The sequence below is a fragment of the Enterobacter sp. MGH85 genome (assembly GCF_001037655.1).
Classification (GTDB): Bacteria; Pseudomonadota; Gammaproteobacteria; order Enterobacterales; family Enterobacteriaceae; genus Enterobacter; species Enterobacter intestinihominis.
The window spans coordinates 2,004,105-2,021,312 of record NZ_KQ089925.1; the positions used below are offsets into that span (position 1 = coordinate 2,004,105).

Consider the following 17,208-nt stretch of genomic DNA (forward strand, 5'->3'; position numbering starts at 1 on the left):
TTTATGGAATATTCTGAAAGCCCTGCTAATGCTGAATACTGTAAGGTTGCCCGGCAGGTATGATAATGAGGAAAAGATATGTATTTACGACCCGATGAGGTGGCGCGCGTTCTTGAAAAAGAAGGGTTCACCATGGATGAGGTAACATCAAAAGCGTACGGATATCGCCGTGGTGAGAATTATGTTTACGTCAACCGTGAAGCAAGAATGGGGCGTACTGCTCTCATTATTCACCCGACACTCAAAGACAGAAGCCTGTCATTTGCTGAGCCCGCCTCGGATATTAAAACCTGCGATCATTATCAGCAATTTCCGCTCTATTTAGGCGGCGAGACGCATGAACATTATGGTATTCCGCACGGTTTCAGCTCGCGTATGGCGCTGGAGCGTTTCCTGAAAGGGCTGTTTGGCGACGTACAATAAATCAGCGACTGGCATGAGCCAGTCGCCTTATCTTACGCTTTTGCCTGGCTATAAGGGCTGACTTTAAACAGGCGGCGGCAGTAGTCAAGGAAGTAACCGTACACCGCACCCATCAGCATAGATACCACGATATTTGAACTTACCGCGGCGGCGATTTGATGCCAGTCTGCGCCCACCGTCAGCAAAATAACCACATACACCGGGGACTGGAACGTCACGTAAGCCAGCACGTCCGCCAGGTTTTTTACCCAACCTGCCGGGCTAATACGTCGGGCGAAACGCATCACCGCATCGCGATACATTCCGTACGGCCAGGCAATCATGATATTCACCGGAATGGCCACCAGGCGCGATGAGAGGGACTGCTCAAAGGTCATTCCGGACAGGAAAATTTCAATCAGCATGTTTACGACGGAACAGTAAACGACCATCGCGAACGTATCCGCTACCGCATGGCGCAGGCGAGACTGCGGTGAGAACATGTCTGAACTCCTCGAACAGGACAAAAAAGTGGCGTTTTTACCTGCGGCGTTTAGTGCTTTAGGTTGGTTTGTTTTGAGTGTATAGCGTATCCCTCTGGCTTTTAACTAACAAGTAGTGATTAATTTTTATTTATGGGCGCTTTGTCCATAAAATTCTCTAAAGTTGGCTGTTTTTTGTGCGAGTCGTTATTTTCTTTCCCATTCACCGTTTTATTAAACGAAATCAAACTATTAGCTTATCTGAGCAAGCGTATAACGTTTGTTATTCGGAGGATGCCAGGCGGTTTTTTGAACGGCATTAAACAGGGATTTTTGACCAGGTGCAGGACGGAATATTACGCATTAAAACTGACAGGTAATTCGGGGTTATATTAACGGGATATTCTAAAACATTTACAATAATGTCAAAACGACAGAGTGGGTAGATATCAGAACAAAAATCAATTATTCTGTTGCCTGATTTATGTTATACACACGAAGAAAGGTTTCTCATTATTATGGCTTTAACGTTACAGAATCTTAATAATATCCGTACCCTCCGGGCGCTGGCGCGTGAATTATCCATGGATGTTCTGGAAGAAGTGCTGGAAAAAGTTCGGATTGTCACAGAAGAAAAACGCAGCGAGCAGGCTGAATTAGAGCGCCAGCGCGCTGAACAGCAGGATAAAATTAATGCTCTGCTGGAACTGATGAAGGCAGACGGTATTTCCCCGAGCGATCTGTTAGGCGGAGAACTGGCTCATGCGGGCCAGCCGGCTAAAAAACGTAAAGCGCGTGCGGCGAAATATCGTTTCATCGACGCGAACGGTGAAGAGAAAACGTGGACCGGTCAGGGACGTACGCCAAAGCCAATTGCGAACGCACTGGCAAACGGTAAATCGCTGGACGATTTCCTGATCTGATGATTATTCGGGCGGTGTATTCCGCCCGATTATTGACTTAGCAGACGCCAAAGTCACCTTCTTCGGAGTACAGAACTACGTCCGCCGCTTTCAGGTGATATTTCTCGCCCTGCTCATTGCTGGCCTGTACGGCCACAATGTTTTCACCATTTACTTCGAGCACTTTCAGTTTCGGACCGCCCTGACGCGGTTGGACATAATCACCGACAGAAAACATAGCACCTCCTCATCATTGTCACGATCTTCACCATAGCCCACGTCCGGGGCGGGGTACAGCCTAATCTTTCAGATACCCCTTATCAGGTACGTCGGTTCCACGGCATCACTTTCAGCAGTCGCGCCATACCGCAAAAACCTGTCACTCCGGCGAACAGCAGCCCGGCGCCCACAAAACCGCTTAGCAGGAAAAAGCCGCTTGAGACGCTGTAACCCAGCACCACGCCGCAGAGAATCAGCAGCCCGGCGGCGATCTGCACCTGACGCATCAGCGGAAGCGGCTGCGATTTATCTTCAACGGTCAGCAGCCCAGCCTGCTTCCAGCCCTGAATGCCTCCCTCAACCACAAAGGCGTTCGCAGGGGACGCTGCCCGGGCAAGACGAGCATCATTGTTTACGGTTCTTGCGCCAGACTGACAGTGGAAAATCAACGTTTCTCCCGGCGCTGCGTTAAGCCCGCCGGGTAACGAATCCAGCGGAATGGAGTGCGCCACTGGAATATGCTCGCGGGCATACTCGTCGGGGTCGCGAATATCGATAAGTTTGGCGCCTTCAGCAATAAGCGCGTTTGCCTGCTGCGGCGAAATAAGAGGAAGAGACATTGTGTTTCCTTACGGTCAATTTCAGAACAGTAGAGCATTTAAGGCAGGGTTTCAGCCAGTGTAAAGAGGGTAAAGGCAGGTAAAAGCGCGAGAGACGAATGGCAGTTACCCGTAAACTGGCTACGCTTAGAGAAGTGTCTTTTATAATTTTCAATTGGTTAGCTTGCACGGAGTTATTTATGGGTTTTTGGCGCGTTGTTTTTACGATTATTCTCCCGCCGCTGGGCGTGCTGCTTGGCAAGGGACTGGGCTGGGCGTTTATCCTGAACATCCTTCTGACCATCCTGGGTTACTTCCCGGGTCTTATCCACGCGTTTTGGGTTCAGACGAAAAGCTAGGTACGCCACAATAGATCACTGTAGATCCGGGTCAGCGCGCCCTCGGGGCCAAACTGCTGTTTGATCCAGCGCGTGACCTGACCGGTCGCCGCATGCTGCGTGGCGAGCAGCATGCGCGAGTCCTGGCGCGGATTATTGATTCGCCGCTTTACCAGCAGCCCGTCCTCCATCGCCTCACGCGTCATATACTCCGGTAAAAATCCAATACCCTCCCCCAGGATCTGACACTGACACTTGGTGTTAAAGTCCGGTACCAGAATCGCCTCCTGACCGTGAAGCAGCCAGCCGACCTTCTTGTTGATGGTATGCGCGGTGTCCTCGACCATGATATTGGGATACAGACGCAGCTGACTTTCGGAAATGGGCTCCGGGGCGAACGCCAGCGGATGCGTGGGCGCGATGGCAAATACCCAGCGGATCGCGCCTATCTCGGTGTAATCGATGCCTCCGCCATCCAGCAGCGTATCCGGCGCGCCAATGGCGATGTTGGCCTGATTATTGATGATGGAATCCCAGACGCCGTTATACACCTCGGTCGTCACCGTGATTTGGCAGGTAGGAAACTGTTTTTTCAGCACCTGGAGCAAACGCGCGGTATGGCGTGGCGTATACAAAAGCTGATTAATGCAGATGCGCACCCGCGTCTCAATGCCCTGCGAAATGGTATCAATCCCGCGCTTGATGGCATGAAAGTCATTCAGCAGGTCGGTCGCTTTACGATAAAAATAAAAACCGGATTCGGTCAGCTCAATGCTGCGCGTGTTGCGTACAAACAGCACCACGTCCAGCCCGGTCTCCATGCGTTTGATGGTGTAACTGATGGCGGAAGTGGTCACGCCCAGCTCGGCAGCCGCTTTGCTAAAACTGCCAAAGCGTGCCGCGGTGGTGAAGGCCAGCAAATTCTCTTCGGTAAAGATGGAATTCATATTATGGCTCCTGGTTACCATCAGTTTTGAACATATTTTAACACCGGCGTTACATCATAGTTGATGTCGGTCACAGTTCTGGATTTTTACGTAGAGCCGCGCTGTGTAAGGCTTTTTCATTCATAAGGATAATGCAGCCCGAGGCGCATAAAAGCGGTAAACCATAAGAAAAAGGTTGCACAGACGCACGTTTTTGCCGGACTGTTGAATTTAACTCAACAATGAATTGCGTGTCGATGAATGATTTTTAAGCGGATTCTTTTATGACCAGGCTGTTGCTATTCTCAGGTCATCAGAAGTGAAACATAGGGAGTCTGAATATGTCTGCAACTGCACTGGTTACAGAATTTTTGCTGGCGGCAGAAGAGGGTAATATCGACGCGCTAAAAGCTTGCCTGGAAAAAGGCGTGGATATTAACGCGACCAACCGCCAGAAAAGAACCGCCATTATTATTGCCAGCCTGAAAAAGCATTACGCCTGTGTGGAATTTTTAATTGCCGCCGGGGCGGATATTGATAAACAGGACCAGACCTGTTTTAACCCCTTCCTGATCGGCTGCCTGACCAATGATTTAACCCTGCTGCGCATTGTCCTTCCGGCGGATCCGGATCTCGACCGTCTGACGCGCTTTGGCGGCGTGGGCATTACCCCCGCCAGTGAAAAAGGGCACGTTGAAATCGTGCGCGAGCTGCTGGAAAAAACCGACATTAACGTCAACCACACCAATTTTGTCGGCTGGACGCCGCTGCTTGAGGCCATCGTGTTAAACGACGGCGGCGCAAAGCAGCAGGAAATTGTGAAGCTGCTGCTGGATCACGGCGTGAATCCGCACATGACTGATAAATACGGCAAAACCCCGCTCGAACTGGCGCGGGAAAAAGGCTTCAACGCGATCGCAGACCTGCTGCTGGCGGCAGGCGCATAGCGCATTCGGTCAGCCTTCCCCTGGCTGGCCGTGAATCAAAAAACGCATTGTTACCGACGTGCCTTTAGCACGACGGCGGCCCCCTTTTATCTTAAACAGGTGAAAATAATGCCAACCAAAATCGTCATAAAAAAGAATACGTATTTCGATTCGGTTTCCTTAATGTCGGTTTCCACCAAAGCCAATAAATTGCCGGGCATCGAGCAGGCGTTTGTGGCGATGGCGACGGAAATGAACAAAGGGGTATTAAAAAACCTCGGGCTATTAACGCCGGAATTAGCGGACGCGAAAAACGGCGACCTGATGATCGTTATTAAAGGCGACGCGGCGAATGAGGAAACCCTTGCCGCCATTGAAGCGTTATTCACGCGTAAAGAGAGCGCTGGCTCCCATGAAGCACGCTACGCGACGATTGCCAGCGCCAAAACCCATCGTCCGGACAGCAACCTTGCGGTGATATCCGTCAACGGCACCTTCGCCGCCCGCGAAGCGCGCCAGGCACTGGAAAACGATCTCAACGTGATGCTGTTTTCCGATAATGTGTCGCTCGACGACGAGCTGGCGCTGAAGCAGCTGGCGCATGACAAAGGATTGCTAATGATGGGGCCGGACTGCGGCACCGCCATTATCAACGGCGCGGGGCTGTGCTTTGCCAACGCGGTACGTCGCGGGCCGATTGGCATCGTTGGCGCCTCCGGCACCGGTAGCCAGGAGTTGAGCGTGCGCATTCACGAGTTCGGCGGCGGCGTGTCGCAGCTGATCGGCACCGGCGGGCGCGATCTCAGCGAGAAGATTGGCGGCCTGATGATGCTCGACGCCATCGACATGCTGGAGGCGGACGACGCGACCCGGGTGATAGCGCTCATTTCCAAACCGCCTGCACCCGCGGTGGCAGAGAAAGTGCTGGCCCGGGCACGCGCCTGCCGCAAACCTGTGGTTGTGTGCTTTCTGGGCCGCAACGAACCGCCAGCCGATGAAGACGGCTTGCAGTTTGCTCGTGGCACCAAAGAGGCGGCCCTGAAAGCGGTGCTGCTTACCGGCATTAAAAAAGACTCCCTGGATTTACATCCGCTCAACTGGCCGCTGATCGAAGAGGTGCGCGCCCGCCTGACGCCACGGCAGAAGTACATTCGCGGCCTGTTCTGCGGCGGCACCCTGTGCGACGAAGCGATGTTTGCCGCGCTGGAGAAGTTTGACGATGTTTACAGCAACATCCAGCCGGATCCGGCCAGGCGTCTGAAGGACATCAGCGTCAGCCAGGCCCACACCTTCCTTGATTTCGGTGACGACGATTTCACCAACGGCAAACCACACCCGATGATCGACCCGACCAACCGCATCAGCCGCCTGCTACAGGAGGCGCGCGATCCGCAGGTGGGCGTCATCGTGATGGACTTCGTGCTGGGCTTTGGCGCACACGAGGATCCGGTGGGGGTGATGATCGAGGCGATCAAAGAGGCACAGGCAATCGCGAAAGCCGACAACCGTCCGCTGGAAATTCTCGGCTACGTGCTCGGCACCGATCAGGATCCGCAGTCGCTGGCCCAGCAGTGCCAGCTGCTGACCGACGCAGGCGTCATCTGGGCCAGCAGCAGCACCAATACCGGATTACTGGCACGCGAATTTGTCTGCAAAGGGGAGAGAGCATAATGACGACCTTATTCAACCAACCGCTGAACGTGATTAACGTCGGGATTGCGATGTTCAGCGACGACCTCAAAAAACAGCACGTTCCCGTGACCCAGCTCGACTGGACGCCGCCGGGGCAGGGCAATATGCAGGTGGTGGACGCGCTGGATCGGCTGGCGGAAAAACCGCTGGCGGAGAAAATTGCTGCCGCGAACAACATTGCCCTTGAGCGCATTATTCAGTCCCATCCGGTGCTGGTGGGCTATGACCAGGCGATTAACGTGGTGCCGGGCATGACCCGCACCACCATTCTGCACGCCGGTCCGCCTGTTACCTGGGAAAACATGTGCGGGGCGATGAAGGGCGCGGTTACCGGCGCGCTGGTGTTTGAAGGGCTGGCGACGGATCTGGAGGACGCCGCAAGGCTGGCGGCTTCAGGGAAGATCACCTTCTCGCCGTGCCACGAGCACGACTGTGTGGGCTCTATGGCGGGCGTCACCTCCGCGTCGATGTTTATGCACATCGTTGAGAACAAAACCTACGGCAACCGCGCCTTCACCAACCTCAGCGAGCAGATGGCGAAGATCCTGCGCATGGGGGCCAACGATCAGAGCGTGATCGACCGCCTGAACTGGATGCGCGACGTGCTCGGCCCAATGCTGCGCGACGCGATGAAGATTATCGGCGAAATCGACCTGCGCCTGATGCTGGCCCAGGCGCTGCACATGGGCGACGAGTGCCACAACCGCAACAACGCGGGCACCACGCTGCTTATCCAGGCGCTGACGCCGGGGCTGATCCAGGCGGGCTATCCGGTGGCGCAGCAGCGTGAAGTGTTCGAGTTTGTCGCCAGCAGCGACTACTTCTCCGGTCCGACGTGGATGGCAATGTGTAAGGCCGCGCTGGATGCCGCCCACGGCATTGAGTACAGCACCGTCGTCACCACCATGGCGCGCAACGGCTACGAGTTCGGCCTGCGCGTCTCCGGCCTGCCGGGGCAGTGGTTCACCGGCCCGGCGCAGCAGGTGATCGGCCCGATGTTCGCGGGCTATAAGCCGGAAGACTCCGGGCTGGATATCGGCGACAGCGCCATCACCGAAACCTACGGCATCGGCGGCTTTGCGATGGCGACGGCACCGGCAATCGTGGCGCTGGTGGGCGGCACGGTGGAGGAAGCCATCGATTTCTCCCGCCAGATGCGCGAAATCACTCTCGGCGAAAACCCGAACGTCACCATTCCGCTGCTGTCGTTTATGGGCATCCCGTCCGCCATCGACATCACGAAGGTCGCGGGCAGCGGCATTCTGCCGGTCATTAATACCGCCATTGCCCATAAGGACGCCGGTATCGGCATGATTGGGGCGGGCATCGTTCACCCGCCGTTTAGCTGTTTTGAAAAGGCGCTGTTAACCTTCCGCGATCGCTACGTTCTATAAGGTATGCATCCATGAAAAACATGAAACTGGAGTGGAAAAGAGGTGACTGGGCAGCTTATTTCGGGTTGATGACCAACAACCTGACCAATTTGCTGACCATGATGGGGTTGCTCATTTTTGTCGTCGGCATCCCGAAGGAGATTGTTTATGGACGCATCGCGCCAGCCTTCGGGCTGGCGGTGCTGGTGGCGAGTCTTTGCTATACGTGGTTTGGCCTGCAAATGGCGCGCGCCACCGGACGAACGGACGTCACCGCGCTGCCGTCCGGCCCGAGCGCGCCGTCGATTTTTACCGTGACCTTCTTGGTCTTAATGCCGGTTTACCAGCAAACCGGCGATGCGGATTTCGCGATTCAGATTGGCCTGGTGTGGTGCTTTGTGGAAGCGATGATCCTCGCGGGCGGTTCCTTCCTGGGGGAAAGCATCCGCAAGATGATCCCGCGTACCGTGCTGCTGTCGTGCCTGTCCGGTCTTGGCCTGCTCCTGCTGGCGATGAACCCGATGTTGCAGGCGTTCGAAGCGCCGACCGTGTCGTTTATCGTCCTGCTGCTGATCTTCATTAACTGGTTCGGTAAAAAGCCGATTTTCGCCCGCATCCCGACCGGCCTGCTGCTGTTGATTGCCGGTACTCTGCTTGCGTGGATCTCCGGCCTGCAAAGCCCGGATGCCATTAAAGCGTCCATGTCATCCTTCGGCTTTAACCCGCCGGAAGTGCATGTGGACAGCTTTATGCAGGGGGTGCCGCACGCGCTGCCGTATCTGGCGTCCGCCGTACCGCTGGGGCTGGCGAACTACATCTTTGACCTGGAGAACATCGAAAGCGCCCATGCGGCGGGGGATGAATACCCGACCCGCAAGGTAATGCTGGCGAACGGTCTGGCCTCCATGCTCGGCTGCTTGATGGGCAATCCGTTCCCGGTCACGGTCTACGTCGGCCATCCTGGCTGGAAAGCGATGGGCGCCAGCATCGGCTACACCCTGGCGTCCGGCGTGACCATGTTCATCGTGCCGCTATTCGGGCTGGGGGCCTTTATGCTCGCCATCATACCGATGACCGCCATCGTGCCGATTCTGGTGTTTATCGGCGTCGTCACCGCCAACCAGGTGGTGAGGGAAACCCCGAAAGTGGAGGTGCCCGTCATCTTCATCTGCCTGTTCCCGTGGATTGCCAACTGGGCGCTGACCATGATGAACAGCGTGATGAGCGCGGCGGGGACCAGCGCGGCGAAAATTGGCACCGACGTGCTGCACAGCAAGGGGATCTACTACGAAGGCCTGATGCATCTCGGCAACGGCGCGCCGCTCGCCAGCATGCTCTGGGGCTGTATCGCCATCTTCGCCATCATCAACAAACCGCTACGCGGGGCCGTCGCCGCCGCAGGAGGTGCGCTGCTGGCGCTGTTTGGCGTGATCCACGCCCCGGTGGTGGGCTTTGCCGAGGGCAGTTCCCTGATGTTCGTCACGGCCTACCTGATGATGGGCGGGATGTTTGTGGTGAAGCATGTTCTCGATATCTCTGTTAATCCCCCTCTCCCAGTGGGAGAGGGCCAGGGTGAGGGCGCCAGAACGCACCTTCTAAAGGAAACAAAATGAAAGAGCTTATGGTCGTTGCCATCGGCGGCAACAGCATTATCAAAGACAACGCCAGCCAGTCGATTGAGCATCAGGCGCAGGCGGTCAAAGCGGTGGCTGAGTCGGTGCTCGAAATGCTGGCCTCGGACTATGACATCGTGCTCACCCACGGCAACGGCCCTCAGGTGGGGCTGGATCTGCGCCGCGCCGAGATCGCCCACGAGCGGGAAGGGCTGCCGCTGACCCCGCTGGCAAACTGTGTGGCAGATACCCAGGGTGGGATCGGCTACCTGATCCAGCAGGCGCTCAACAACCGCCTGGCGGCGCGCGGGGAACAAAAAGCGGTCACGGTCGTCACGCAGGTGGAGGTGGATAAAAATGATCCTGGCTTTATGCACCCGACGAAACCCATCGGCGCGTTCTTCAGCGAGGCGCAGCGCGACGAACTGCAACTTGCGCACCCGGACTGGCATTTTGTCGAGGATTCAGGCCGGGGCTATCGCCGCGTGGTAGCTTCACCGCAGCCGCGGCGCATTGTCGAGGCGGATGCCATCAAGGCGCTGACGCAGAAAGGATTTGTGGTGATCGGCGCAGGCGGCGGAGGCATTCCTGTGGTGCGCAGTGACCAGGGCGATTATCAGAGCGTGGACGCGGTGATAGATAAAGATCTCTCCACCGCGCTGCTGGCGCGCGAGATCGGCGCCGACGTGCTGGTGATCACCACCGGCGTGGAGAAAGTGTGCGTGAACTTCGGCAAGCCGAACCAGCAGGCGCTGGATACCGTCAACGTGGCGCAGATGACGCGCTACAGGGATGAAGGCCACTTCCCGGCGGGCAGCATGTTGCCAAAAATCGTCGCTTCGCTGGAATTTTTACGCCATGGCGGCAGGCGCGTGATCATCACCTCGCCGGACTGCCTGCCCGCAGCGCTGCGCGGTGAAACGGGTACCCACATTGTTAACGAAGGAAGATAAGATGAGTGAGAATAAAAGCCGCCGCGAGTTTATTAGCCAGAGCGGTAAAATGGTTACCGCCTGCGCGCTTTTTGGCGCCACGGGTTCCGTCGCGTATGCTGCCGATTCTGCTAAGGCAACCTGCGTGACGGGTAAACCGATGAACATCACCGCAAAACATTACTATCTCGACAACGTGCTGCTGGAAGCCGGGTTTAACTTCGACGGCAGCGTGGCGACAAGCACCCGCACCGAGCTGAAAACGCTTGAGATCAAAGACGGGAAAATCGTCGCCCTGCGCGATAACAACAGCCACGCCGATGCGGCCCTGCCGCACTTCGATGCGGGCAAAAAGCTGATGCTCCCGGCGATGCGCGATATGCACATCCATCTGGACAAAACCTTCTATGGCGGCCCGTGGCGCTCCCTGAACCGTCCGGCGGGTACCACCATTCAGGACATGATCCGCCTGGAGCAGAAGCTGCTGCCGGAATTACAGCCTTACACGCAAGAACGCGCCGAAAAGTTGATCGACCTGATCCAGTCCAAAGGGTCCACCATCGCCCGCAGCCACTGCAACATAGAGCCGGTTTCCGGCCTGAAAAACCTGGAAAATTTGCAGGCGGTACTGGCGCGCCGTAAGCCAGGTTTTGACTGTGAAATCGTTGCCTTCCCGCAGCACGGTCTGCTGCTCTCCAACTCTGAAAAGCTGATGCGCGAGGCGATGCAGGCGGGGGCGCATTATGTGGGCGGGCTGGACCCAACCAGCGTCGACGGCGCGATGGAGAAATCCCTCGACACCATGTTCCAGATTGCGCTGGATTATGACAAAGGGGTGGATATCCATCTGCACGAAACCAGCCCGGCCGGCGTGGCGGCGGTGAACTACATGGTAGAAACCGTGGAGAAAACGCCGGAGCTGAAGGGGAAGCTGACCATCAGCCACGCCTTCGCGCTGGCGACGCTTAACGAACAGCAGGTGGATGAGATCGCCACCCGCATGGCGGCGCAGCAGGTGACCATCGCCTCCACCGTGCCGATTGGCACCCTGCACATGCCGCTGAAGCAGCTGCGTGAAAAAGGCGTGTTTGTCATGACCGGTACCGACAGCGTGATTGACCACTGGTCCCCGTACGGTCTGGGGGACATGCTGGAGAAAGCCAACCTCTACGCCCAGCTCTATATTCGCCCGAACGAACAGACGCTTTCGCGGGCGCTGGGCATCGCCACCGGCGACGTGTTGCCGCTGAACGACAAAGGTGAGCGCGTGTGGCCTAAAGCGCAGGACGACGCCAGCTTCGTGCTGGTTGACGCCTCCTGTTCCGCCGAGGCCGTGGCGCGTATCTCTCCGCGTACCGCGACGTTCCACAAGGGGAACCTGGTCTGGGGCTCTGTGGGCTAATGTGGTGCCGGGTGGCGCTGCGCTTACCCGGCCTACGGTTCGGAGATTTTGTAGGTCGGGTAAGGCGAAGCCGCCACCCGACAATGCAGTATACTGCTATGCACATTCTTCAAGAGGGATCTGCCATGGCACAAAACATCTACGACAATCCGGCGTTTTTCGAAGGCTACGCCCAGCTTCCGCGCTCGGTTCAGGGGCTGGACGGCGCACCGGAGTGGCCTGCGCTTAAGGCGATGCTGCCGGATTTAACTGGCACATCGGTTATCGATCTTGGGTGCGGCTACGGCTGGTTCTGCCGCGTGGCGCGCGAGCTGGGCGCTTGCGACGTCACGGGCGTCGATATCTCTGAAAAGATGCTCGCCCGCGCGGCAGAACTGACGGATGACACGCAGATCCACTATCAGCGTAGCGATCTGGAATCTCTTCAGCTTCGCGAAAACAGTCTCGATCTGGTCTACAGCTCGCTGGCGCTGCACTATCTGCCGGAACTGGACGCGTTATTCGCCAGGGTGCAGCGTGCGCTTAAACCCGGCGGCAGCCTGGTTTTCTCGATGGAGCACCCGATTTATACCTGCGCCACCCGTCAGGGCTGGCTCACCGACGACAACGGTGAGCGGTTCTGGGGCGTGAACCATTATCAGGACGAAGGCAAGCGCGTCAGCAACTGGCTGGCAGAGGGGGTAATCAAATACCACCGCACGCTGGGTACCACGCTTAACGCGCTGATCAAGGCCGGATTGACGATAAGCGAAGTCAATGAGTGGGGACCAACGCAGACGCAGGTTGACGCCTGGCCCGCGCTGGCCGAAGAGGCGGAACGCCCGATGCTGGTGCTGATCGCCGCCCGTAAGGCTTAATAGCCGACTTTATATACCCGCCCGCTCTGTACCCCTTCCACGCTGCGGCGGTAGGCCTGCGCAACGGTCGCAGCGGGAACGCTTTCAAAGCCCGGGAAGAAGCCATCATATGCTTCGACGGATTCCGTCAGCACCGTCGGGCTGATCAGGTTAATGCGGATCCCGCGCGGCAGTTCACAGGCCGCGGCGCGCACAAACCCTTCCAGCGCCGCGTTTACGGTGGTGGCATTGACGCCCTGAGCAATCGGTTCGTGCGCCACAATCCCGCTTATCAGCGTGATCGAGCCGCCTTCGTTCAGGAAGTGCTGGCCGGTCAGCGCCAGACGAACCTGCCCCAGTAGCTTATCCTGCAAGCCCCGGTTGAACTCGCCGTCGGTCATGGTTGCGAGCGGGCCGAAGTGTACCCCACCGCTGGCGGAGACAATCGCATCCACCGGGCCGATCTTTTCGAACAGCGCCTGTACGCTCGCCTGCGAGGTGATATCCACCTGATGCTCGCCCTGCGTGCGACCCACGCGGATCGTCTCGTGGCGTTGGCTTAACTCTTCTGCGACTGCACGACCGACCGTACCGCTGGCACCAATAATGACGATTTTCATAGCAGACTCCTTATGTTGTGAGCCTTCATTCTTTAATAAATAAAAACTCAGATAAACTGGGCTAACGTTAGAAGATTACTAACCAGAGGTTTGGAATATGGATAAGCTTCGCGGGATGGAGACGTTCATCGCGGTGGTGGAAAGCGGCAGCTTCACCGGCGCGGCGGCCCAGCTGGAGATGTCGGCGGTGATGGTCGGGAAGTATATTGCGTTGCTGGAATCGCAGCTCGGCACGCGGCTACTGGAACGCAACACCCGTCGCCAGAGCCTGACCGACGCCGGACGCGTTTATTTCGAAGAGGCCAGGCGCGTGCTGGAGCAGGTCTCGATTGCTGAAAACGCAGTTGAACGTCTGCGAGCCACGCCCGCCGGCACCCTGCGCGTGACGGCACCCACCTCGTTTGGCGGCTGCGTTATCGCGCCTCTGACGGCCACGTTTTTACAGCGCTACCCGCAAGTGCGCATCGAACTCGATCTCACCAACCGAATGGTGGATCTGGTGGAGGAAGGGGTCGATCTGGCCATTCGCATCGGGGAGATCCGAAATGAGGATCTGGTGGCGAAATACCTGTGTCCCTACAACATGACGATCTGCGCCGCGCCGGAATATCTGGCGCGTCACGGTACGCCGCAAACGCCAGCCGATCTGGTGGATCACCTGTGTCTGTCGCACACGGTATGGACGGCGCGTAACGAGTGGCGGCTGCCCGGTGTGGAAGGCGAGGTGCGCTGGAAGCGTGATGCCGTCTTACGATGCAATGACGGCTACGGCTTACGCATGGCGGCGCGAGCCGGGGCAGGACTATTGCTGCAACCGGAAGTGCTGGTGGCTGAAGAGCTGGCAAACGGCAGGCTGGTTCGGGTTCTGGAAGCGTTTACGCCCGCGCCGAGGCCGGTGCATTTATTGTGGCGCCAGGATTTGCGTCCGCTGCCTAAGCTAACGGAATTTATTGCCCATATTCTGCTAAGATTGGGCACAATATAAAAAAAGAAGGTAAGTAAAGAATGTCTGCAAACAAACTCGCCAGCAGCGCGCAGGGCCTGCAATCCTCTGCCATCCGTGAATTATTAAAACATAGCAAAATGGCAGGCGTGATTTCGCTGGGGGGCGGTATTCCAAACCCGGATCTGTTCGATCATGAAGGTTTAAAAATTGCCGCTGATGCCGTGCTGTCTCAGCATTTTGGCGAAGCGTTCCAGTACGGCCTGACGGAAGGCGTCCCGGGGCTGCGCGAAGAGATCCAACGCATCTGTGAAGGTCGCGGCATCGCCTGTAAAGCCGATGACGTGGTCATTACATCCGGCTCTCAACAGTCGCTTGACGTGCTGGCACGTGCGTTAATTAACCCGGGCGATACGGTCGTCGTTGAGCGTCCGACCTACCTCGCCGCGTTGCAGGTCTTTGGCCTGGCACAGGCGAATTTTGAATCCGTCGGCACCGACGGCGACGGCATGAAAGTAGATGAACTTGAAGCGCTGGTGGCAACCAAAACCATCAAAGCGGTTTATATCGTGCCAACCTTTGGTAACCCGGGCGGCGTGACGCTCTCCGAGGCGCGGCGTAAACAGCTGGTGGAATTATCGAAGCGCTATGACTTCGTGATTATCGAAGACGATCCGTACAGCGAAATCAACTATACCGAGGAAGCGTTCCGCCCGCTGATTGCTCATGCCAAAGATATCGGCAATGAGGATAACGTGGTGTACACCTCCACCTTCTCTAAAATCCTCGCGCCGGGCACCCGCGTGGGCTGGGTGCTGGTGCCGGAGTGGCTGAAGCGTGCGGTGGTGAACCTCAAGCAAACCACCGATCTGCACACCAGCACGCTGTCGCAGCTGATGACGTACGAATATCTGAAAACCGGTCGTCTGGCGAATCAGATTAAAATGATCCGCGAAGCCTATCGCCAGAAATACCAGACCTTTGCCAGTGAACTGGAAGCGGAGCTGGGCGATGTGATGTCGTTCCACAAGCCAAAGGGCGGCATGTTCCTGTGGGCGAAAATGAATAACGGCATCAATACGACGAAATGGCTGGAAAAAACGTTGAGCAACGGCGTCGTGTTTGTGCCGGGTGAGTTCTTCTACTGCAACGAGCCGGACCACACCACGCTGCGCATGTCTTTCGTTACCCCAACGGATGAGCAGCTTAAAGAAGCGGTTCGACGTCTGAAAATTTCCCTGTAAGCGGATGCGCATAATGGCAGATGCCGTTATGCGCTGTTCCCGTGTAGGGTAAAGTTATTGCGTGGCGTGGGCGAGGGTGCGGTCAAATGCATCGCCGTCTGGCGCCTGTGTGACTTCATGGATCCGACAAATTTTCCCCTCGCGCAGCGTGGCAAACATATACACCTCTAATTCTGCCTGGCGACCATCCGGATATGTCACGGCCACTCTGTGCCGGTCTGCCACACATTCGTTATGGCAACATAACGCTTCCACGGTAAACGTAATCTCGCGGATCTGCGCACGCACATGGTTCAGGTGTTTCATAAATCCCTGATAATCAAGCATGTGACCGTCCGTAACCTGCTGGTAATCGGGCGTAAACACCTCTGCCGGATCTACATTGCCATTGAATAAGCGGGTTAACAGACAGGCCATTTGCTCGCGCTGCGGGGTGTTGTCGGGCTGGTTTATCAGGGATGTAATGATGGTCATGTTAGCTCCTCGTGATGTTGAGCCGCTATTATCCTTGACAGCATAAGGCGTAGTTTCTGTAATAAGTTGAAGAATAACGATTTTCGGTCAAATTCATGCTGACAACTGAGAGGCTTGTTCATCCCGGCGGCTATCACACCCCGTGGCACAGCCATCATGCCGGCCAGCTCTGGCGCATTGCTGCGGGGCTGCTGGTGATTGATCGGTGGTACCCGCAAAACATATCGGCTGGATCCCGCCTGGTCAGCAGCACGCTGCCTTTTCGGAAAGTGCGATTGAAGGTTGCGCTGTCTATCTTGACCCTGCCCATTGTGAAGGGCTTCCGGAAGAGGCCACGCTTTTCGAGTCGGACGATTTTACCGATGCACTGTTTTCCCGTTTAAGCGTTGCCGGGAGTGAATACGATCCCCGAAAGCTCATCCTGCTGCTGGAGGAGTTGGCTCTGGCGTCTCAGGTCCGCTTTTATCTGCCCGTACCGACCGATCCCCGGCTGAAAAATGTGGTCAGGAAACTGCTGCAATCCGTCGATGATAATCAGACGGTGGAAAGCCGTGCCAGCCGTGCCGGGATGAGCGTACGTACATTCAACCGGCGGTTTAGCGCGGAGACGGGGATGAACTTCGTCAACTGGCGCCAGCTGGCGCGCGTCATGCAGGCGATGGAGTGGCTGGCGGCGGGGAAGCCGGTGGGGTGGATTGCGCTCTCGTGCGGATACAGCAGCGTCAGCGCATTTATTGAAGTTTTCAGAACGTGGACCGGTAAAACGCCGGGGCAGTGGGCGATTAAAGAAGGCCCTTTTGCGTAAAGGTAATGCGCGTGGCCTCGTTGAGATCCAGCTCTCTTAACGATTCCGGATAAACCCAGGCGATCTCCTGAAACTCGTCGTTAAACGTAACATCCCGATTGGCGCTGATGCAGTCGAAGATCAGATAAATCATATAAATTTCCTCGGTGGTACCATCGGCGTAAGTTTTGACCCTGATGTCATCGCGAAAAGCCCAGGGCTTGACGTCGATAATGTCCAGCGCGTCGCCCAGCTCCTCACGGACTTCACGGCGCAGCGCCTGTTCCATGGTTTCGCCTGGTTCCATTCCACCACCGCAGAGTGCCCACTGACCGGGGAATACACCGCGATCGTCGGCCATTTTACATAGCAGGTAGGCTCCGTCATTCTGGATGATGGGGCAGACAATGGTTCGTTGGCGCATGATTTCTTCCTGAAAAATGAATTTGGGCTACTATAGCAGATTGGTGATGGAGATCATGTTAGGTGTGTTGGATCCTC

20 protein-coding genes are annotated in these 17,208 nt (G+C 56.6%); 13 read left to right on the forward strand and 7 right to left on the reverse strand.

Annotation, left to right across the window (positions count from 1 at the left end; genetic code table 11):
* The first annotated feature begins 78 nt into the window (after window positions 1–78).
* On the forward strand, window positions 79–423 hold the full coding sequence (locus SK51_RS09505) for a DUF2002 family protein (RefSeq protein ID WP_006811693.1): 345 nt from the start codon (window positions 79–81) through the stop codon (window positions 421–423).
* A 32-nt stretch (window positions 424–455) separates the two neighbouring features.
* Here SK51_RS09505 and alaE read toward each other — a convergent pair whose 3' ends face one another.
* Entirely contained in the window at window positions 456–905 is a 450-nt protein-coding gene (gene alaE / locus SK51_RS09510; protein ID WP_022649127.1) for an L-alanine exporter AlaE, read from the reverse strand.
* A gap of 497 nt (window positions 906–1,402) precedes the next feature.
* Here alaE and stpA point away from each other — a divergent pair, with 497 nt between their 5' ends.
* Window positions 1,403–1,807 (forward strand): DNA-binding protein StpA, encoded by a 405-nt coding sequence (gene stpA / locus SK51_RS09515; protein ID WP_022649126.1) that lies wholly within the window; start codon window positions 1,403–1,405, stop codon window positions 1,805–1,807.
* A gap of 37 nt (window positions 1,808–1,844) precedes the next feature.
* On the opposite strand, the gene SK51_RS09520 is transcribed toward stpA, so the two are convergent.
* Together SK51_RS09520 and SK51_RS09525 are read right to left on the reverse strand one after the other, a co-directional pair.
* Window positions 1,845–2,024, reverse strand: a complete 180-nt coding sequence (locus SK51_RS09520; protein ID WP_006811690.1) for a YodC family protein — start codon at window positions 2,022–2,024, stop codon at window positions 1,845–1,847.
* 82 nt (window positions 2,025–2,106) lie between these two features.
* A complete protein-coding gene (locus SK51_RS09525; protein WP_048206661.1) occupies window positions 2,107–2,625 on the reverse strand; it encodes a rhodanese family protein in 519 nt (172 codons plus the stop codon).
* Window positions 2,626–2,804: 179 nt separating this feature from the next.
* Here SK51_RS09525 and SK51_RS09530 point away from each other — a divergent pair, with 179 nt between their 5' ends.
* Window positions 2,805–2,963, forward strand: coding sequence for a YqaE/Pmp3 family membrane protein (locus SK51_RS09530; protein WP_003862203.1), 159 nt, complete (start codon window positions 2,805–2,807; stop codon window positions 2,961–2,963).
* Here SK51_RS09530 and SK51_RS09535 read toward each other — a convergent pair.
* Complete coding sequence (locus tag SK51_RS09535; protein WP_022649124.1) at window positions 2,960–3,889, reverse strand: LysR substrate-binding domain-containing protein; 930 nt, start codon at window positions 3,887–3,889, stop codon at window positions 2,960–2,962. The two genes, SK51_RS09530 and SK51_RS09535, sit on opposite strands and share 4 nt — an antisense overlap.
* 320 nt (window positions 3,890–4,209) lie before the next feature.
* Between SK51_RS09535 and SK51_RS09540 the strand changes: the two genes are divergently transcribed.
* The 7 genes from SK51_RS09540 to SK51_RS09570 all read left to right on the forward strand — a co-directional run bounded on the left by SK51_RS09540 (window position 4,210) and on the right by SK51_RS09570 (window position 12,663).
* Complete coding sequence (locus tag SK51_RS09540; protein WP_032676476.1) at window positions 4,210–4,815, forward strand: ankyrin repeat domain-containing protein; 606 nt, start codon at window positions 4,210–4,212, stop codon at window positions 4,813–4,815.
* 108 nt (window positions 4,816–4,923) lie between these two features.
* Window positions 4,924–6,465: an acyl-CoA synthetase FdrA gene (fdrA, locus tag SK51_RS09545; RefSeq protein WP_023306799.1), complete on the forward strand. Its 1,542-nt coding sequence runs from the start codon at window positions 4,924–4,926 to the stop codon at window positions 6,463–6,465.
* Window positions 6,465–7,880, forward strand: coding sequence for a YlbE family protein (locus tag SK51_RS09550; RefSeq protein WP_023298441.1), 1,416 nt, complete (start codon window positions 6,465–6,467; stop codon window positions 7,878–7,880). The genes fdrA and SK51_RS09550 overlap by 1 nt, the downstream gene beginning before the upstream one ends.
* A gap of 11 nt (window positions 7,881–7,891) precedes the next feature.
* A complete protein-coding gene (locus SK51_RS09555) occupies window positions 7,892–9,472 on the forward strand; it encodes a hypothetical protein (protein ID WP_048206662.1) in 1,581 nt (526 codons plus the stop codon).
* Entirely contained in the window at window positions 9,469–10,425 is a 957-nt protein-coding gene (locus SK51_RS09560) for a carbamate kinase family protein (protein ID WP_023306797.1), read from the forward strand. The genes SK51_RS09555 and SK51_RS09560 overlap by 4 nt, the downstream gene beginning before the upstream one ends.
* 1 nt (window position 10,426) lies before the next feature.
* Entirely contained in the window at window positions 10,427–11,806 is a 1,380-nt protein-coding gene (locus SK51_RS09565; RefSeq protein ID WP_023306796.1) for an amidohydrolase family protein, read from the forward strand.
* Between the two features lie 125 nt (window positions 11,807–11,931).
* Complete coding sequence (locus SK51_RS09570; protein WP_023306795.1) at window positions 11,932–12,663, forward strand: class I SAM-dependent methyltransferase; 732 nt, start codon at window positions 11,932–11,934, stop codon at window positions 12,661–12,663.
* Here SK51_RS09570 and SK51_RS09575 read toward each other — a convergent pair.
* Window positions 12,660–13,262: a short chain dehydrogenase gene (locus SK51_RS09575; RefSeq protein ID WP_023306794.1), complete on the reverse strand. Its 603-nt coding sequence runs from the start codon at window positions 13,260–13,262 to the stop codon at window positions 12,660–12,662. The two genes, SK51_RS09570 and SK51_RS09575, sit on opposite strands and share 4 nt — an antisense overlap.
* 97 nt (window positions 13,263–13,359) lie before the next feature.
* Here SK51_RS09575 and SK51_RS09580 point away from each other — a divergent pair, with 97 nt between their 5' ends.
* A complete protein-coding gene (locus tag SK51_RS09580; protein ID WP_032676474.1) occupies window positions 13,360–14,247 on the forward strand; it encodes a LysR substrate-binding domain-containing protein in 888 nt (295 codons plus the stop codon).
* 20 nt (window positions 14,248–14,267) lie between these two features.
* Window positions 14,268–15,449 (forward strand): aminotransferase-like domain-containing protein, encoded by a 1,182-nt coding sequence (locus SK51_RS09585; protein WP_022649114.1) that lies wholly within the window; start codon window positions 14,268–14,270, stop codon window positions 15,447–15,449.
* Between the two features lie 54 nt (window positions 15,450–15,503).
* On the opposite strand, the gene SK51_RS09590 is transcribed toward SK51_RS09585, so the two are convergent.
* Entirely contained in the window at window positions 15,504–15,923 is a 420-nt protein-coding gene (locus SK51_RS09590; RefSeq protein ID WP_023306792.1) for a nuclear transport factor 2 family protein, read from the reverse strand.
* Window positions 15,924–16,128: 205 nt separating this feature from the next.
* On the opposite strand from SK51_RS09590, the gene SK51_RS09595 reads away from it, so the two are divergent.
* Window positions 16,129–16,728 (forward strand): helix-turn-helix domain-containing protein, encoded by a 600-nt coding sequence (locus tag SK51_RS09595; RefSeq protein ID WP_230679786.1) that lies wholly within the window; start codon window positions 16,129–16,131, stop codon window positions 16,726–16,728.
* On the opposite strand, the gene nudI is transcribed toward SK51_RS09595, so the two are convergent.
* Window positions 16,706–17,131: a nucleoside triphosphatase NudI gene (nudI, locus tag SK51_RS09600; protein ID WP_023306790.1), complete on the reverse strand. Its 426-nt coding sequence runs from the start codon at window positions 17,129–17,131 to the stop codon at window positions 16,706–16,708. The genes SK51_RS09595 and nudI overlap by 23 nt on opposite strands.
* Window positions 17,132–17,208 lie beyond the last annotated feature (77 nt).

Coding starts and splice junctions, on each gene's coding strand:
- SK51_RS09505 (WP_006811693.1), top strand. CDS start 79: ATGTATTTACGACCCGATGAGGTGGCGCGCGTTCTTGAAAAAGAAGGG.
- SK51_RS09520 (WP_006811690.1), bottom strand. CDS start 2,024: ATGTTTTCTGTCGGTGATTATGTCCAACCGCGTCAGGGCGGTCCGAAA.
- nudI (WP_023306790.1), bottom strand. CDS start 17,131: ATGCGCCAACGAACCATTGTCTGCCCCATCATCCAGAATGACGGAGCC.
- SK51_RS09550 (WP_023298441.1), top strand. CDS start 6,465: ATGACGACCTTATTCAACCAACCGCTGAACGTGATTAACGTCGGGATT.
- SK51_RS09540 (WP_032676476.1), top strand. CDS start 4,210: ATGTCTGCAACTGCACTGGTTACAGAATTTTTGCTGGCGGCAGAAGAG.
- SK51_RS09530 (WP_003862203.1), top strand. CDS start 2,805: ATGGGTTTTTGGCGCGTTGTTTTTACGATTATTCTCCCGCCGCTGGGC.
- SK51_RS09560 (WP_023306797.1), top strand. CDS start 9,469: ATGAAAGAGCTTATGGTCGTTGCCATCGGCGGCAACAGCATTATCAAA.
- fdrA (WP_023306799.1), top strand. CDS start 4,924: ATGCCAACCAAAATCGTCATAAAAAAGAATACGTATTTCGATTCGGTT.
- SK51_RS09590 (WP_023306792.1), bottom strand. CDS start 15,923: ATGACCATCATTACATCCCTGATAAACCAGCCCGACAACACCCCGCAG.
- alaE (WP_022649127.1), bottom strand. CDS start 905: ATGTTCTCACCGCAGTCTCGCCTGCGCCATGCGGTAGCGGATACGTTC.
- SK51_RS09580 (WP_032676474.1), top strand. CDS start 13,360: ATGGATAAGCTTCGCGGGATGGAGACGTTCATCGCGGTGGTGGAAAGC.
- SK51_RS09585 (WP_022649114.1), top strand. CDS start 14,268: ATGTCTGCAAACAAACTCGCCAGCAGCGCGCAGGGCCTGCAATCCTCT.
- SK51_RS09525 (WP_048206661.1), bottom strand. CDS start 2,625: ATGTCTCTTCCTCTTATTTCGCCGCAGCAGGCAAACGCGCTTATTGCT.
- SK51_RS09565 (WP_023306796.1), top strand. CDS start 10,427: ATGAGTGAGAATAAAAGCCGCCGCGAGTTTATTAGCCAGAGCGGTAAA.
- SK51_RS09570 (WP_023306795.1), top strand. CDS start 11,932: ATGGCACAAAACATCTACGACAATCCGGCGTTTTTCGAAGGCTACGCC.
- stpA (WP_022649126.1), top strand. CDS start 1,403: ATGGCTTTAACGTTACAGAATCTTAATAATATCCGTACCCTCCGGGCG.
- SK51_RS09555 (WP_048206662.1), top strand. CDS start 7,892: ATGAAAAACATGAAACTGGAGTGGAAAAGAGGTGACTGGGCAGCTTAT.
- SK51_RS09535 (WP_022649124.1), bottom strand. CDS start 3,889: ATGAATTCCATCTTTACCGAAGAGAATTTGCTGGCCTTCACCACCGCG.
- SK51_RS09575 (WP_023306794.1), bottom strand. CDS start 13,262: ATGAAAATCGTCATTATTGGTGCCAGCGGTACGGTCGGTCGTGCAGTC.